Source organism: Rhodococcus sp. WB1 (assembly GCF_001700945.1).
GTDB lineage: Bacteria > Actinomycetota > Actinomycetes > Mycobacteriales > Mycobacteriaceae > Rhodococcus > Rhodococcus aetherivorans.
The window spans coordinates 4,228,664-4,244,868 of record NZ_CP015529.1 but is presented as its reverse complement, the minus strand read 5'-3'; the positions used below and the strand labels follow the sequence as shown (position 1 = coordinate 4,244,868).

16 protein-coding genes are annotated in these 16,205 nt (G+C 67.8%); 14 read left to right on the top strand and 2 right to left on the bottom strand.

Features of this window, described 5'->3' with window-relative positions:
- The first annotated feature begins 66 nt into the window (after positions 1-66).
- The 5 genes from A4U64_RS18875 to A4U64_RS18855 all read left to right on the top strand — a co-directional run bounded on the left by A4U64_RS18875 (position 67) and on the right by A4U64_RS18855 (position 5,761).
- The gene (locus A4U64_RS18875) at positions 67-1,029 is read left to right on the top strand and encodes a PDR/VanB family oxidoreductase (protein ID WP_082120195.1); all 963 of its coding nucleotides are present in this window, start codon (positions 67-69) and stop codon (positions 1,027-1,029) included.
- Between the two features lie 71 nt (positions 1,030-1,100).
- Positions 1,101-2,477 carry an MFS transporter gene (locus A4U64_RS18870; RefSeq protein ID WP_232334106.1) on the top strand — a complete coding sequence of 459 codons (1,377 nt, stop codon included), beginning with the start codon at positions 1,101-1,103 and terminating at the stop codon, positions 2,475-2,477.
- A gap of 124 nt (positions 2,478-2,601) precedes the next feature.
- Positions 2,602-4,119, top strand: coding sequence for a class I adenylate-forming enzyme family protein (locus tag A4U64_RS18865; protein WP_029541679.1), 1,518 nt, complete (start codon positions 2,602-2,604; stop codon positions 4,117-4,119).
- Positions 4,120-4,147: 28 nt separating this feature from the next.
- Entirely contained in the window at positions 4,148-4,990 is an 843-nt protein-coding gene (locus A4U64_RS18860) for an enoyl-CoA hydratase-related protein (RefSeq protein ID WP_029541682.1), read from the top strand.
- A 114-nt stretch (positions 4,991-5,104) separates the two neighbouring features.
- Complete coding sequence (locus tag A4U64_RS18855) at positions 5,105-5,761, top strand: TetR/AcrR family transcriptional regulator (RefSeq protein ID WP_050034674.1); 657 nt, start codon at positions 5,105-5,107, stop codon at positions 5,759-5,761.
- A gap of 50 nt (positions 5,762-5,811) precedes the next feature.
- Here the strand turns inward: A4U64_RS18855 and A4U64_RS18850 are convergent, their stop codons facing one another.
- Positions 5,812-6,405 carry a TetR/AcrR family transcriptional regulator gene (locus tag A4U64_RS18850; RefSeq protein WP_050034675.1) on the bottom strand — a complete coding sequence of 198 codons (594 nt, stop codon included), beginning with the start codon at positions 6,403-6,405 and terminating at the stop codon, positions 5,812-5,814.
- 86 nt (positions 6,406-6,491) lie between these two features.
- Between A4U64_RS18850 and A4U64_RS18845 the strand changes: the two genes are divergently transcribed.
- The 9 genes from A4U64_RS18845 to A4U64_RS18805 all read left to right on the top strand — a co-directional run bounded on the left by A4U64_RS18845 (position 6,492) and on the right by A4U64_RS18805 (position 14,685).
- Positions 6,492-7,715 carry a cytochrome P450 gene (locus A4U64_RS18845; RefSeq protein ID WP_006936251.1) on the top strand — a complete coding sequence of 408 codons (1,224 nt, stop codon included), beginning with the start codon at positions 6,492-6,494 and terminating at the stop codon, positions 7,713-7,715.
- A gap of 73 nt (positions 7,716-7,788) precedes the next feature.
- The gene (locus A4U64_RS18840) at positions 7,789-8,349 is read left to right on the top strand and encodes a TetR/AcrR family transcriptional regulator (RefSeq protein ID WP_006936248.1); all 561 of its coding nucleotides are present in this window, start codon (positions 7,789-7,791) and stop codon (positions 8,347-8,349) included.
- Between the two features lie 3 nt (positions 8,350-8,352).
- A complete protein-coding gene (locus tag A4U64_RS18835; RefSeq protein WP_006936246.1) occupies positions 8,353-9,564 on the top strand; it encodes a cytochrome P450 in 1,212 nt (403 codons plus the stop codon).
- The gene (locus A4U64_RS18830) at positions 9,557-10,357 is read left to right on the top strand and encodes an SDR family oxidoreductase (protein WP_050034676.1); all 801 of its coding nucleotides are present in this window, start codon (positions 9,557-9,559) and stop codon (positions 10,355-10,357) included. The genes A4U64_RS18835 and A4U64_RS18830 overlap by 8 nt, the downstream gene beginning before the upstream one ends.
- The gene (locus A4U64_RS18825; protein WP_006936241.1) at positions 10,354-11,712 is read left to right on the top strand and encodes a cytochrome P450; all 1,359 of its coding nucleotides are present in this window, start codon (positions 10,354-10,356) and stop codon (positions 11,710-11,712) included. Before A4U64_RS18830 ends, A4U64_RS18825 begins: the two co-directional genes overlap by 4 nt.
- 11 nt (positions 11,713-11,723) lie before the next feature.
- Positions 11,724-11,918, top strand: coding sequence for a ferredoxin (locus A4U64_RS18820; RefSeq protein WP_006936239.1), 195 nt, complete (start codon positions 11,724-11,726; stop codon positions 11,916-11,918).
- A 17-nt stretch (positions 11,919-11,935) separates the two neighbouring features.
- Positions 11,936-12,487 carry a nuclear transport factor 2 family protein gene (locus tag A4U64_RS18815; protein ID WP_050034678.1) on the top strand — a complete coding sequence of 184 codons (552 nt, stop codon included), beginning with the start codon at positions 11,936-11,938 and terminating at the stop codon, positions 12,485-12,487.
- Positions 12,488-12,492: 5 nt separating this feature from the next.
- The gene (locus tag A4U64_RS18810; RefSeq protein WP_373867489.1) at positions 12,493-13,740 is read left to right on the top strand and encodes a hypothetical protein; all 1,248 of its coding nucleotides are present in this window, start codon (positions 12,493-12,495) and stop codon (positions 13,738-13,740) included.
- A gap of 144 nt (positions 13,741-13,884) precedes the next feature.
- Positions 13,885-14,685, top strand: a complete 801-nt coding sequence (locus A4U64_RS18805; RefSeq protein ID WP_232334105.1) for a hypothetical protein — start codon at positions 13,885-13,887, stop codon at positions 14,683-14,685.
- 41 nt (positions 14,686-14,726) lie between these two features.
- Here the strand turns inward: A4U64_RS18805 and A4U64_RS18800 are convergent, their stop codons facing one another.
- A complete protein-coding gene (locus tag A4U64_RS18800) occupies positions 14,727-16,196 on the bottom strand; it encodes an FAD-dependent oxidoreductase (protein WP_029541694.1) in 1,470 nt (489 codons plus the stop codon).
- Positions 16,197-16,205 lie beyond the last annotated feature (9 nt).

Sequence of the window (16,205 nt, the reverse complement as noted above, 5' to 3'; positions counted from 1 at the left end):
TGCGTCCCTTAAAACTAATTACTTAAGATTAGAGCGTAGGTGATGTCCAGGGGAACGGAAACACTGATGGCCGGAAGCACCGATGTGGAGCAGGGCAAGATGCAGGTGATCGGCAAGGACGCACTTGCAGACGGCGTCGTGGCGGTGCGGTTCGCCGATCCCGACGGGGGGACCGTCCCCGCATGGGAACCCGGATCGCACATCGACGTCATCATCGACGAGTCGACGGTCCGGCAGTACTCGCTGTGCGGCGACCCGGCCGACGACACCTGCCTGACTGTGGCGGTCCTCCGTGAGGAGAACGGACGCGGCGGCTCGCGGTGGATCCACGACTCGCTGCAGGTCGGCGACCTCGTCAGCATCGCCGGCCCCCGCAACAACTTCAGCCTCGAGCCCGCGCAGTCGTATCTCTTCGTCGCGGGCGGAATCGGCATCACGCCGATACTTCCGATGGTGCGGGCGGCCGACGCGGCCGGCGCCGACTGGAGGCTCCTGTACGGCGGACGTACCCGCGCGAGCATGGCTTTCGCGGACGGCCTCGTCGCCCGGTATCCCGGCCGGGTCGAGCTCCGGCCTCAGGACGAATGCGGGCTCCTCGACCTGGCGGCAGCGCTCGACGCCCTCGGGGACGGCACCGGTGTCTACTGCTGCGGGCCGGAACCACTGCTGCACGCCATCGAGAACGAGTGCCGCAACCGCTCGGGTGTCACCTTGCACGTCGAACGGTTCGCCGCGAAGGAGCGGCCGGCCGACGCCGTCGACGGGGCATTCGAGGTGGAACTCCGGCAATCGGGCAAGACGATCACTGTCGACTCGGGCGAAACACTGCTCGACGCGGTGCTCCGCTCGGGCGTCGATTCGCCGTTCTCGTGCCGCGAGGGAACCTGCGGTACGTGCGAAGCCACTGTGCTGGAAGGAATTCCGGATCATCGCGACTCCGTCCTCACCGAGGACGAGCAGGCGGAGAACGACTGCATGATGATCTGCGTATCCCGCAGCTGCACCCCCAAGCTCACTCTGGATCTGTAGATCGGCCCATGGTGACCCTCCGTCTCGCCACTGCGCGAACGCGTGTGCGCACACCTGCCGTCTCGCCCGGTGTGCTGATCCCGGCGCTCTGCTTCGTCGTGATGATCACCTCGGTCATGCAGACCGCCGTCGTGCCGCTGATGCCCGATATCGCGGCGCAGCTCGGGGTGGGTACGAATGCGGTGGGATGGATCGTCACCGGGAATCTTCTGACGGCCACAGTCTGTACGCCGCTGCTGGGCAGGCTCGCCGACCGACGTGGACCACGAAGAGTGCTGCTGGGCATCCTGGGAGTGGTGCTCGTCGGTTCGTTGCTGTGTGTCGCGTGGGACTCGTTGCCGGTACTCATCGCAGGGCGAGCGCTGCAGGGGACGTCGTTCGCGCTGTTTCCGATCGGAGTCGCTGTGCTGCGCAGCGCTCTCGGGCCGTATCGGCTCACGGCGGCGCTCGGCATCATGTCGGGAACGATGAGCGTCGGCGGCGGTGCGGGAATGATCGCCGCCGGACTGCTGTACAGCGACGGCGACGACTATCGTCGCGTGTTCTGGCTGCTGGTGGCGCTCGCGGTGATTGCAGCTGCACTTGCGTGGGCGGTCGTTCCCGGTTCGCCCGGTTCCGGGACCGGATCCGGATCCGATCTCTGGGGTGCGGTCGGGCTCGCGGTCGGCCTGTCCGCACTGCTTCTGGCGCTCGCGCAGGGCGGGACGTGGGGCTGGGTGTCCGTGCCGACGATCGGTTGTGTCGTCGCGGGTGTGCTCGTGCTTGCCGCCTGGTACCGGCACGAGCGGCGATCCGATGCGCCGCTGGTGGCCCCAGCCCTCCTGACCGCACGTGCGGTGGCGCCCGCCCACCTTGCCGCGTTCCTCGTGGGAATCGCGATGTTCGTGCAGTTCCTGGCCACAGCCGTGTTCGTGCAGGCCGCCCCGGAGGAAGCGGGGTACGGGTTCGGTGCTTCGGTGCTCGAGACGAGCCTGCTGTACCTGCTGCCCGGGCAGGTTGTCGGCATCTCCGCGGCTGCGGTGAGCGGGTTTCTCGTGCGGAGGTTCCGCGCCGAGCGGGTGCTGATGGTGGCGTGCGCTATCGGCGTGTGTGGGTTCGCATTTGTCGGGTTCGCCCACGACCGCCCGTGGCAGGTGATCGTTGCGGTGGCGGTCCTCAATGTTTTCGTCAGCGTTGCCTACGGCGCCCTGCCGGCAATGCTCGTCGAGCATGTGTCGCTGCACGACACCGGTGTTGCGAACGGCATCAACGCCATCGCACGGACATTCGGCAGTTCGCTGGCGAGCGCGCTGGTGGGGATGCTCCTCGCGACGATCACGATCGCGGGTGCCGACATTCCCTCCGAGCGTGCGTTTGTGGCCGCATTCGTGATCGGCGGTGTGGCCGCGCTTGCCGCCGGGTTCGTCGCCGGTGCGAGCCGCCCTTTGCAATTTACAAAATTTGATTGACGTCTCATGAGTGAGCCTATAGCCTGAGGTGTACGCGATATGAGGACCCGCGCTCCTCTCGCGCTGAAAATTCTTGTACACAAAACAGATTCGTATTCTCTCGGTCAAGGAAGGCAAGGGACACATGGCTGCCACCGTCGGCTCGGCCCTGTATTGGTGGGCGAAGACCAAGGGGGAACAGAACGCGATCATCGTTGCCGGTGAGGCTCTGACCTACCGTGAACTCCAGGACTGGTCCAGCCGCGTCGCTCGTGAGATCGTCGACCGGGGCATCAAGCCGGGTGAGCGTGTCGGAGTGCTCGGCCCGAATTCGGTGACGTGGCCCGTGGTGGCACTCGGCGTACTCAAGGCCGGTGCGGTGCTCGTCCCGCTGAATCCCCGGTTCAAGCCGGCGGAACTCCGCAAGGTCGTCGATGACGCGGGTGCCGTCCTGGTCATCGCGCCGGAACAGTTCTCCGCAACGGTCGCCCAGGCGCGTGACCTCGGCGATCCCTTCGACACGTTCGGGTTCACCGACATCGCGGCGCTGCGGGAAGGGGAGCGCGACGACTTCCGCGTCGACCTCGCGCCCGACGACCCCACAGCACTTCTGTTCACCAGTGGCTCCACGGGGTTGTCGAAGGGCGTCATCTGCACCAATCGGACTCTGCTCAACATCGTGTTCGAGGCCACCCTCACCGAGGAAGGCTTCCGTCCGGGTTCCACGTCGCTGCTGGTGTTGCCGCTCGTGTTCACCCCGGGCCTCGTGTGGGGGCTGGTCATGTCCACGGTGCTCGGTGGCACGCTCATCATCGAGAAGGAACTCGATCCCGGTCGTGCCGCGGCACTGCTCGGTGAGCACAAGGTGCAGGCTCTGTTCGGGGTTCCGCTGATCTTCGAAGCGATCTCGCGGTCGCCCGAATTCGAGAAGGCCGACCTGTCGTCGCTGCGCACCGCGATCGTCGGCGGCGCGGCAGTCGCACCGGCCCTGTTGAAGCGGTGGGCCGACAAGGGCGTCGCGCTGCGTCAGATCTACGGCATGACCGAAGCCGGCGGCGTCGCGACTGCGACTCTCGTCTCCGAAGCCTTCGACCACCCCGACACCTGCGGGTCCGGCTCGATCTTCACCGAGACGAAGGTGGTCCGCACCGACGGCACCGACGCAGAGCCCGGCGAAGAGGGGGAGATCCTGCTGCGGGGACCCGGCGTGACCCCCGGCTACTGGAACGATCCGGAGTCGACGGCGTCCGCGTTGCGCGACGGCTGGCTGCACAGTGGGGACCTGGGCACCCTCGACGAGGGCGGGCGCGTCAAGTTCGTCGACCGCCTCAAGGACCTCATCATCACCGGCGGCATCAACGTCTCGCCCGTCGAGATCGAGCGTGTCATCAGTGGGATCCCGGGTGTCGAGGAGGTCGCGGTCATTGCCGCGTCCGACGAGCGTTTCGGCGAGACGCCCGCGGCGATCGTCACTGTGAAGGACGGGGTCGACGCGGCAACGATCGTGGAATACTGCGACCGTTTGGTCGCCGACTACAAGGTTCCGCGCTACGTCGTGATCCGGGACGAGCCGCTGCCCCGGCTCCCCAGTGGCAAGCTGTCGAAGACGGCGATCCGGTCCGAGTACCGGGACGTCTCCGAACGATTCGACAAGGTGCGCTGACGCACCCGTCGCGCAGAAAGGAGCCCTCGTGGCTCGGACCGGAACCGACGACGCGGTGATCCTCGAGCGGCACGGAGAGATCGCCGTCGTGCGCTTGAACCGTCCCGATCGGCTCAACGCGTTCACCAATGCGATGTGCTACCGGCTCATCGAGATCTTCGACGAGACCGACACCGACGACGAAGTACGCGCGGTTGTGCTCACCGGAACCGGCCGCGCGTTCTGCGCGGGCGCCGATCTCGCCGCAGGCGGCGACACGTTCGTCCTCGGCGACGATCCGGAGACCGGTGGAGCCCCCGCCGACACGGGTGGTCAGGTGACGCTGCGGATCTACCGTTCCCTGAAGCCGGTGATCGCGGCGATCAACGGGCCTGCAGCAGGCGTCGGCGTCACGATGACGCTTCCGGCCGACATCCGCATCGCCTCGGATACGGCCAAGTTCGGTTTCGTGTTCACTCGCCGCGGCTTGGTGCCGGAGGCATGCTCGACGTGGTTCCTCCCGCGGGCGGTCGGAATCTCCACCGCCGTCGAATGGACGGTCGGCGGCAAGATGGTGCCGGTCACCGAAGCTCTCGACCGGGGTCTGGTACGTGAGGTCGTGCCCGCCGATCAGGTACTGGATCGCGCACTCGAGGTCGCCCGGGAACTGGTTTCGGGCACGTCGCCGGTATCGGCGGCACTGACCCGTCAGCTGATGTGGCGGATGCTCGGCGCGTCGGAACCCGAGGTTGCGCACCGCGCCGAGTCGATCGGCATCTATGTCCGGGGCTCCTCCGACGACGTGCGCGAAGGTGTCGACGCCTTCCTCGAAAAACGTGATCCGAAGTTCCCTGATCGCGTCTCGGATGGACTGCCGGATCTGTTCGAGTGACACTGGTGCCGCGTCGGACGCTCCGTGCCACAGTCGCGGGCCCGATGCTTGACAATGGTCATTACTTGTATCATTGCCCGTAGGAGTCGGTGAGGACGAGTTCGGGGGTGCGACATGGCGCGACGGCGGGCGAACGTCCTCAGTGAGAACGCAGAGGTGGCGCGAGGGCAGATACTGAAGGCTGCCGAGTCGATGTTCCAGCGGTACGGGCTCACGAAGACCACGATGGACGACATCGCCAAGGAGGCCGGCGTTTCGCGGCCGACCGTCTACCGCTACTTCGGTGACCGCGACACGCTGATCACGGCCTTGATCGAGTTGCGGTCGCGCCGGCTGTTCGACAAGGCTCGTGCGTTCCTGAGGGAACGGACGACGTTCGCGGAGCAGATCGTCGACGGCCTGATCTTTCTCGTCGACCGTGGTCGCCACGATCCGATCGTCCGCTTGATCGTCAGCCCCGAACACATGGACATGGCGACGGCTCTGATCGGCAGCACCGGACTGGCGGTCCGGCTGACCCAGGAGATGTGGGCGCCGCTGCTCGACGAGGCCCGGGAACGAGGTGAGATCCGCGAAGGCCTCACCGACGAGGAGATCTGCCAGTGGATCGCGCTGGTGCAGCTCATCCTGGTCGGGCGGATGGATTTCGGCTCCGAGGGGGACCCGGAAAACAGACGGATGCTCACCAACTTCCTGCTTCCGGGAATCGTGACGGAGGAGGCGGCGGAACAGCTGCGGTCCGGTGGGGCAGCTGCTACTCCGACCCACTGAAGATCGCGGGTACGGAGTGGTAGACCCCGGACGCCGAACCGGGTAATGGCTCAGCGCGGCAGCGGAGTCACCCCCGCCGCCGCGAAGGCTCCCGCGACCACGTTCTCGTAGATGCGGTCGAGGTCGAGTTCGTCGCCGAGGAAGCCGCTGCGCACGATCGTGGCGAACCCGTGCATCGCGGTGAACAGGCTCACCGCGGCCTCGAGCGTGTCCTCCTCCGGCACCCCGCAGGAGGCGAGCATCGAGCGGAGCGCCCTGTTCGCGTCGAGGGCCGCCGCGATCAGGGCGCTGCGCTCGATCGGTTCCGTCGTCAGCGTCTGGTAGCGGTGCGGATGCTCGGCGGCCCACGCACGATGTGCATCGATCAGGGTGCGCAGGCCCTCCGGCCCGCTGCGCCCCATCGCCACCTCGCGCAGCCGCTCACCGAGGTCGGCCATCGTCCGCACCTGGATCTCGCCGCGGACGTCGTCGAGACCACGGACGTGGTTGTAGAGCGAGGCGGTGACGATGCCGAGGCGGCCGGCGAGGGTGCTCATTGTCAGCTGCTCCCAGCCCGACTCGTCCACCGCCTCCAGTGCCGCCTCGATCACCTTCTCGCGGCTGAGGTTTCGACGGCGCATCGGCCTCTTCTTCTCGGTTTCCATCCGCCCATCCTACGGGTCTTCCATTTCAAACGAATGTGTGTAGCTTATAAACGACGATCATTCGTAAACAAGTGCGAGGTGGTCCCGTGACGGCATCACGTATCGACCTGAAGAACCCCGATCTCTACACCGAGGGGGTACCCCACGACTTCTTCGCCGAGCTGCGGCACGGCTGCCCGGTCTACCGGCAGGACGAGGAGGACGGACCCGGCTACTGGGCGGTGACGCGCCATGCGGACGTCACCGCGGTCTCCCGCGACAGCGCGACGTTCTCGTCGGCGCTCGGCACGACCCAGATCGACGAGTTCGACGACGAGACGCGCCTCAAGCAGGCGGCGATGCTCGTCAACCTCGATCCGCCCGCGCACACCCGGCTGCGCCAGCTCGTCAGCCGCGGCTTCACGCCCCGGATGGTCCGGACGCTCGAGGGGCACATCCGGGACATCTGCAACCGCATCGTCGACGATCTGATCGAGCGGGGCCGCGACGGCGCGGTCGTCGACTTCGTGCCGGTGGCCGCCGCCCCGCTTCCGCTCGAGGTGATCGCCGCCCTGCTCGGCGCACCCACGGAGGACGTCGGCAGGCTCTACGACTGGTCCAATCGGATGATCGGGTTCGACGATCCGGAGTACGGCAACACCCAGGCCGACGGGGAACTCGCCGCCGCGGAGATCTTCTTGTACGCCAACGAGATCGCCGCGGCGCGCAGGGTGGAGCCGCGCGACGACATCGTCTCCCGGCTCGTCCGGCCGGACGAGAACGGTGACACGCTGACCGAGATGGAGTTCGACATGTTCTTCGTGCTGCTGGTGGTGGCCGGGAACGAGACGACGCGCAACGCCACCGCCGGCGGCATGCAGGCCTTCATCGACCATCCGGATCAGTGGCGCCGCCTGCAGGCCGAGCCGGAACTCGCCGCCGGCGCGGTCGAGGAGATCCTCCGCTGGGTCACCCCGGTGATCGGGTTCCGCCGCACGCCGACGTGTCCGGCGACGATCGGTGACCAGCCCGTCGAGGCGGGGGACAAGGTGGTGGTCTACTACCCGAGCGCGAACCGGGACGAGGACGTCTTCGAGGACCCGCACGTCTTCGACATCGGCCGGACCCACAACCCGCACGTGGCGTTCGGGGGCACCGGGGTGCACTTCTGCCTGGGCGCCCACCTGGCGCGCCTGGAACTGCGCATCCTGTTCGAGACCCTGGCGCGCCGGATCGAGCGCATCGAGCCCGCAGGGCCGGTCCGGCGGCTGCGCTCGAACTTCATCAACGGCATCAAATCCATGCCCGTACGGGTGTATCCGAAGGTCTGAAGCGAATTCGGGTGGGTGGGACCATTGCCTCGGACAGGCGACCGTAGTAATGTCCAGACACGTGTCCAGAAATGTGAATCTCGAATCCACCCGCCGCCGTCTCACCGAGAAGCAGGCCGACACCGTGGACCGTCTGACGCGCGCTGCCGTCGAGGTCCTGCGGGAAGAGGGGTTCGCAGGACTGACCGTACGCAACGTCGCCGCTCGGGCCGGTGTCGCACCGGCCACCGCCTACACCTACTTCTCGTCCAAGGAGCACCTCGTCGCCGAGGTGTTCTGGCGCCGGCTCGCCGCCTCGCCCGAACCCGAGGCGGCCACGACCGACCGGGTCGACCGCGTGGTCGCGGTGCTGCGCAACGTCGCGCTGATGATGGCCGACGAGCCCGAACTCGCCGGCGCGGTCACCAGCGCGCTGCTCGGCCGCGACCCCGACGTCGAACACCTGCGCGCCCGCATCGGCCTCGACATCCGGGACCGGCTCGCCACGGCCCTCGGCCCCGACGCCGATCCCGACGAGATCGAAGCGCTGGAAATGCTCTACGCCGGCGCCCTCGTCCGGGCGGGCATGGGGTACGAGACCTACGAGAAGATCGCCGATCGGCTGGAGACCTCCGCCAAACTTCTATTGGAGTAGCGCATGACCCAGGCTTCGCTCGAACCGCTCCTGTTCGATCCCTACGACTACGGCTTCCATGAGGACCCGTATCCGATCTACCGGCGCCTGCGCGAGGAGGCGCCGCTCTACCGCAACGACGACCTCGGCTTCTGGGCCCTGTCCCGGCACGCCGACGTCGTCGCGGGCTTCCGCGACCACACCCGGCTCTCCAGCGCGAACGGGGTGTCCCTCGACCCGGCGGCCTACGGCCCCCACGCCCACAAGGTCATGTCGTTCCTCGCGATGGACGACCCCCGCCACATGCGCATGCGCCGGCTCGTCTCCAAGGGCTTCACCCCGCGCCGGGTCGCCGACCTGCGCGGCCGCATCCTCGAGCTGACTCTCCACTACCTCGACACCGCCTTGGACAAGGACGAATTCGACTGGATCGCGGACTTTGCGGGCAAGCTCCCGATGGACGTCATCTCCGAACTGATGGGCGTGCCCGAGGCCGACCGCGCCGAACTGCGCCGGCTGGCGGATCTGGTGGTCCACCGGGAGCGGGGCGTACTCGACGTGCCCGTCGCGGCGATGGAGGCGTCGCTGAACCTCGTCGGCTACTACGCGGACATGCTGGCGCAGCGCCGCGCCCACCGGAGCGAGGACCTCACCTCGGCCCTGCTCGACGCCGAGGTCGACGGAGACCGCCTCGAGGACGACGAGATCATCGGCTTCATGTTCCTGATGGTCGTCGCGGGCAACGAGACCACCACCAAACTGCTCGGCAACGCACTGTACTGGGGCGCGAAGAACAAGACCGAGGTGGCCCGCGTCCTCGGCAACCCGGACGCAGCCCCGGGCTGGGTGGAGGAGACGCTGCGCTACGACACCTCCAGCCAGATCGTCGCGCGCACTGCCGCCACCGACATCGACGTGCACGACAGCACCATCCGCGCGGGCGACAAGGTGCTGCTGCTCATCGGTTCGGCCAACCGTGACGCCGAGGTGTTCGAGGATCCCGACACCTTCCGCATCGGCCGCGACAGCGCGTCCAAGATCGCCAGTTTCGGTGGCGGCGTGCACTTCTGCCTCGGTGCCCACCTTGCGCGCCTCGAGGCGAACATCGCGCTCGAACAGTTCGCCGCGCGCGTCGCCGACTACGACGTCGACTTCGACCGCTGTGAACGCGTCCACTCCACCAACGTCCGAGGCCTCGCGGCCCTGCCCGTAGAGGTGACCCGGCGACATGCCTAGATTCGAACCCAATCCGCCGCGCCGGCCCGCGATCGTCAGCGGCGCCTCCTCCGGCATCGGTACGGCCACCGCCTTCGCGCTCGCCGCCCTCGGTCACCCGGTCGCCCTCGGTGCGCGGCGCGTCGAACAGTGCGAGGCCCTCGCGGAGAAGATCCGCGGCGAGGGCGGCGAGGCCGTCGCGCACTTCCTCGACGTGGCGTCCACCGAATCGGTCGACGAGTTCGTCGCCGCCGCCGAGAAGGCCCTGGGTCCCACCGAGATCGTCCTGTCCGGCGCCGGTGACATGGATTTCCGGCTCGTGCACGAGATGGATCCGGACCGGTTCGAGTTCCAGGTGAACGTCCATCTCGTCGGCACGCAGCGTCTCGCCCATCGCGTGCTGCCGGGGATGATCGAACGGCGCCGCGGCGACTTCGTCGTCATCGGTTCGGACTGCGCCGACGTCGCGCGGCCCCGCATGGGCGCCTACGTCGCCGCCAAGACGGGCCTCGAGGCGCTCGTGCGTCAGATGCGGATGGAACTCGAGGGCACGGGGGTTCGCGCGTCGGTGGTGCGTCCCGGCCCGACACAGACCGGGATGGGACTCGATGCCCCCGCGGAGATCATCGAGCCGCTGATCGCCGACTGGACCAGATGGGGCTTCGCCCGGCACTCCTACTTCCTCCGCGCCTCCGAGATCGCGAACGCCGTCGTCGCCGTCGTCTCGGCCCCGCGCGGAACCCACCTGGTGCTGACCGAAGTGCAGCCGGAAGCGCCTCTGCAGAAGGATTCTCGGGGAAAGGACCCTGAATGACCACGATCACCACCCCCACGCGCGTCTCGGGGGGCGAGCACGAACACGGCCACCTCGAGGAACTGCGCACCGACCCGATCGGCCTGATGCAGCGAGTCCGCGAGGAGTGCGGCGACGTCGGCGCCTTCCAGCTCGCCGACCGCAACGTCGTGCTGCTCTCCGGGGCTCGGGCCAACGAGTTCTTCTTCCGCTCCGCCGATGAGGACCTCGACCAGCAGGCCGCGTACCCGTTCATGAAGCCGGTCTTCGGGGAGGGCGTGGTCTTCGATGCCAGCCCCGAGCGCCGCAAGGAGATGCTGCACAACTCCGCGTTGCGCGGCGAGCAGATGAAGGGCCATGCCGCCACGATCGAACGCGAGGTCCGTGACATCGTCGCCGGGTGGGGTGACGAGGGTGAGATCGACCTGTTGGAGTTCTTCGCGGAGCTGACCATCTACACGTCCTCGGCCTGCCTGATCGGCAAGAAGTTCCGCGACCAGCTCGACAGCCGGTTCGCGAGCCTCTACCACGACCTGGAGAAGGGCACCGACGCCCTCGCCTTCGTCGACCCCTACGCGCCCATCGAGAGCTTCCGTCGCCGCGACGAGGCCCGCCGCGGGCTGGTCGCCCTCGTCGAGGAGATCATGGTCGACCGCATCGCGAACCCGCCCCAGGGCAAGGAGGATCGCGACATGCTCGACGTCCTCGTCTCCATCAAGGACGAGAACGGCAAGGAGCGGTTCAGCGCGGACGAGATCACCGGCATCTTCATCTCGATGATGTTCGCCGGCCACCACACCACGTCGGGGACGGCGGCATGGGCGTTGATCGAGTTGCTGCGCAATCCGGAGTACCTGCGCGGGGTCACCGACGAGCTCGACGTCCTCTACGCCGACGGTGAGGGCGTGAGTTTCCATGCGCTGCGGCAGATTCCGATGCTCGAGTCGGTACTCAAGGAGACGCTGCGGTTGCACCCGCCGCTGATCCTGCTGCTGCGCGTCGCGCGCGGCGAGTTCGAGGTCGAGGGGTACCGGATCGGCGAGGGCGACCTCGTCGGCGCTACCCCGGCGATCTCCAACCGCATCCCGGAGGACTTCCCCGAGCCCGAGGCCTTCGATCCGGGCCGTTACCTCGATCCGCGGCAGGAGGACATCGTCAACCGCTGGACCTGGATCCCGTTCGGGGCCGGCCGGCACCGGTGCGTGGGAGCGGCGTTCGCCCTCATGCAGCTCAAGGCGATCTTCTCGGTCCTGCTGCGCGACTACGAATTCGAGATGGCTCAGCCGGCCGACACCTACCGCAACGACCATTCCAAGATGGTGGTGCAGCTCGCGCAGCCGTGCGCCGTGCGCTATCGCCGTCGCACCCGGATGTAAGGACTCGCGCCGTGAAAGTGGAAGCAGACCTCGATCTGTGCCAGGGCCACGCGATGTGCTCGCTGGAGGCACCGGACGTCTTCGACGTTCCCAAGCACGGCAAGGTCCGGATCCTGATGGACGACATACCCGAAAAACTTTGCGGCGACGTCCGATCCGCCGTGCGGTACTGCCCCACCCGAGCCCTCCGCATCGTCGAGGACTGATCCAGAGGAGACAAGTCATGGCACCCTTCGACCGAGCAGAACTCGACGAGATGATCGAGCGCTGGATCGAGGCCAACAAGAAGGCCGAGGCAGCCGGTGACTGGAAGCCCTTGGCCGACATGTACACCGAGGACGCGACCTACGGCTGGAACTACGGTCCCACGGACGACTTCATGGCCGTCGGGCGCGAGGAGATCCGCGAACTCGCGCTCGGCCAGGAGATGGCCGGTCTGGAGGGCTGGCAGTATCCCTATCAGCGGTTCGTCGTGGACGAGCGGACCGGCGACGTCATCGGCTTCTGGAAACAGGTCGCCGACGCCACCCGCGACGACGGGTCGCACTACGAGGTGCACGGCTTCGGCGGCAGCTGGTTCCGCTACGGCGGGAACTTCCGATGGTCCTGGCAGCGTGACTTCTTCGACTTCGGGAACGTCTCCCACCTCTTCCTGGAGATGATCACGGGCAACGCCCTGTCCGACGGCATGAACAAGCGGATCGAACGGTCGACGTCGACGAAACGTCTTCCCGGCTGGTATCCGGCCGGACAGGCGCCGGTTCCGCTGTGGTGAGCCCGGTGAACGTCCGCGACTCCTTCGCGGCGCTCTCCCGGGCCGACCTCGCCGTCCTCGTCCCCGAACTGCTCCTGTGCGGTCAGCTCATCGACCGCTCCGGGATGGCGCACCTGATCTCGGCGTTCGGACGGGAGGGAATGACCGAGGTCGCCGTCGAGGAGTGGCAGGCGTCGAGCCCGTGGTACACCCGGCGCATGCAGCGGGCCCTGCGGTACGAGGGCGACGGTGTCGAGACGATCTTCAAGGGGCTGCAACTCGACATCGGCGCGCCCCCGCAGTTCATGGACTTCCGGTTCCGCGTCGACGACCACGACCACGGTGAGTTCCGACTCGACCACTGCGGCGCGCTCATGGACGTCGAACCGATGGGCGACGCGTACGTGAAGGCCATGTGCCACGACATCGAGGACCCCACGTTCGACGCGACCGCCCTTGCCACCAACCCGCACGCCCGGGTGCGGCCGATCCACCGGCCGCCGCGCCGGCCGGCCGGCCGCCATCCGCACTGCGCGTGGACGGTGACGATCGACCCGTCGCACGTTCCACCGCAGGCCGCGCCCCACACCGAGGCGATCGGGCGTACCGCGGCCGTCGCAGTGGAACTCAGCGCGATCGACCCGGCGGACGAGGGACTCGGCGACTATTCCGGGCCCCTGCTCTCCGACCTGCGGTTCGCGGACTTCTCGCACTCGGCCCTGGTGCGGATCGCGGAGGAGGTGTGCCTGCAGCAGCATCTGCTCACACTGGGTTTTCTCATCGGCGTGCGCAAACGCACGGACGAGGACGCCGCGCTGGCCCTCACCCGCAAGCAGTTGACCGGCATCGCCGGGCTGGCGTCCGAGCGGATACGCGACGCCCTCGGCCTGCCGCGCGACTTCGAGGGACTGGCGACGGTGCTGTCGGTCCACCCCGTGTTCGCGCCGAGGCAGTACGTCCAGCGCGACATCCGGTGGGAGCCGGACAGACTGCGCCTGCGCCTCGGGCGAGCCGGGGGTGCCGACGCGGACGGGTCGTGGCCGACTCTGGTCGACGGGCACCACCTCGAGCCGCTGCAGGCGCTGGTGCGCGGCGTCGACCCGCACTTCACCGCGCACGTGGTGTCCGAGGACGCACACGCGCTCACCGTCGAGGTGATCCGCCACGCCGAACCCGCGAAGGAATGCGGCGAGGTGGCGATCACCCGCTTCAGCACCGGCGCGAACTTCACGTTCGCCGACCGCGGAATCCCCCTGCCGCTCACCGTCGTCTGAGCGTCCCGTCCATTCCCACCCCGCCCCCACGCGCCCCCAGGTGAGCGAATGTATCGTTCTGTCGGCCTGAAGAGGTGAGCGATACATTCGCTCGGGTGGCTGCGTGCAGTCACGGTGGGCGGCAGTTCCCCTCTCTACCAGGGGATGACGCTGCAGCCCGACGGTGAGCGTTTCGCGCAGAGCGTGTCGTCGCGCATCGACTACGACCTGCTCGCCACCGAACACTTTCCCCGCGTGGCGCGGACGCTGCGCCTGCAGACCATCCCCGACGATCTGCTGAACCACGAGCGCTACCGCTCGTCGAGGCAATTCCTCGACCGGGTCGCCGAGGAGGGCTTCGAGCCACTCCGTGTGCCGATGCCCATCGACTGGGAGTTCGCCCGGCGGGAGCTGGCCGGCGAACTGGCGCCGTCGTACACCAACGGCGACCTGATCTACGGCGTGAACAACGACGGCAAGTTCTCCGTCGACGTGACGTACCTGGCGGAGGCCGAGGCGACGGGTCACGTCCGCATCGAGACGCTGCACCGGGTCAACGACATCGAGCGCGGACGGGACGGCACGTGGATCACGCATACGGACCGGATCTCCACGGACGGTGTGGTACTCGAACGCAAGCGCATCGTCGCCGACGAGCTGTTTCTCGGTGCCGGATCACCGGGTACCACAAGGCTTCTCGTCGAGGCGCTCGCGAAGGGTCTGGTCCCGGATCTGCCCGACGCCGTGGGAACGGGATGGGGCAACAACGGAGACCGCGTGTTCTCGGTGACGACCACGCTGCTCAGTCCGGGTGCATGGCAGGGCGGTCCCGCGTGCGTCGGCTTCAAGGACCTCGGGAATCCGGCCGGTCCGCTCATGATCGTCACCGGCCCGGTGCCGTTCCCGGCCGACCTGCTTCTGAGCACCCCGAACCGGCCGAATGTCACATGGGTTCGATTCGATTGAACCCATGTGACATTCGGCCACACAACGGGATTCGGGAACGCTCAGTTCTCGGCGGCGGCGGCGACGCCGGCGCGACGGCCGAAGAAGCTGCTGTCCCCGAGCGACGTGCCGCTCGCGTAGCCCCCCGCACACACGCCGGAGGTGCACCGGCCCGCGGCGAACAGGCCCGGGATCGGTTCGCCCGAGACGTGCAGGACCTCCGAGTTCACGGTGGTGCGCAGGCCGCCGAGGGTGAAGCCCGCGGTGCAGTTGCGCAGGTCCAGGGCCGCGACGGGGGTGCCGATCGGCGTGACCCACTCCGGCTTCTTCCCGAGGACGGGATCGGTGCCGGCCGCGGCGTGCCGGTTGTACACCTCGACGGTGGCCTGCAGCGTGCCCTCCGGCAGGCCCATGTCGGATTCGAGTTCGGCGACGGTCTCCGCCGCCCACTTCGGCGGGAACCGGAAGTACGGGGTGGAACTCGTCGTCGTGCAACCTTCCTCGTATGCCGCCTCGTCGATGATCAGGTACGCCTGGTTGTCGTTCTCGAGGAGGGTGAGCTGCCCGATGCGTCCCGGGTAGGTGTCCTCGGGAACGTACCGCTGGCCGCGGCCGTTGACGAGGATGCCGCGCGCCATCAGCTGCGGGTCGGCGAAGAACGCCACCTCGGTGGCGTTCATGTGCGCGAGGTCGGCGCCGAGGGCCTGGGCCATCCGGATGGAGCAGCCGTCGTGCTCCTCGATCGCGGCGCCCGGGCGGCCGATCAGCTGCGGGGCGAACGAGGTGACCATCGCCTCGTTGTAGGCGAAGCTGCCGGTGGTGAGCACGACGCCGCGCCGCGCCCGCACAAAGACCTCGTTCCCGTACTTCTTGGCGGCGATCCCGACGACCCGGTCCGTGTCGTCGACAATCAGCCGCTGCGCCCGGATGTCGAAGACGGATGTCACGCCGAGGGATTCTGCCGTCTCGGCGAGCGGCTTCATCAGCATGTACCCGCCGCCCTGCTCACCGGTGCGCTTGTTGCTCATCTGCGGCACATGGCCGCGCGGGGCGGGTGTGGCGATCTCGTTGAACGGCGCGGAGTTCTCGCCCCCCGAGTACATCAGACCGTCGTCACCGGGGATCTCCCATCCGGGCTCGCCCCAGAACGCCGGTTTGAAGACCACTCCGTTGTCGGTGAGCCAGTGGTAGTGCTCGACGCTGCCGTCGCAGTATTCCGAGATCTTGGCCTCGTCGGCGCCGGGGCCGAGAGCGGCGAGCATGAATCTCTTCATGTTCTCCGGGGTGTCCTCGAACCCGAGCTCGCGCTGCAGCGGGGTGCCGCCGCCGAGGTAGACGATTCCCCCGGACAGGGAGGCGGCACCGCCCCAGCCGCCGGTGCGTTCGAGGATCAGCACGTCGGTGCCGGCCCGCGCGGCCTCGATGGCGGCCGAGACGCCGGCGATGCCGTAGCCGGCGACGACGATGTCGGCTTCGTGGTCCCAGGCGGTGACCTCTGCGGCACGGAGCGGGCGGAAGGGAGCTGTGGTCATGGAGGTGTT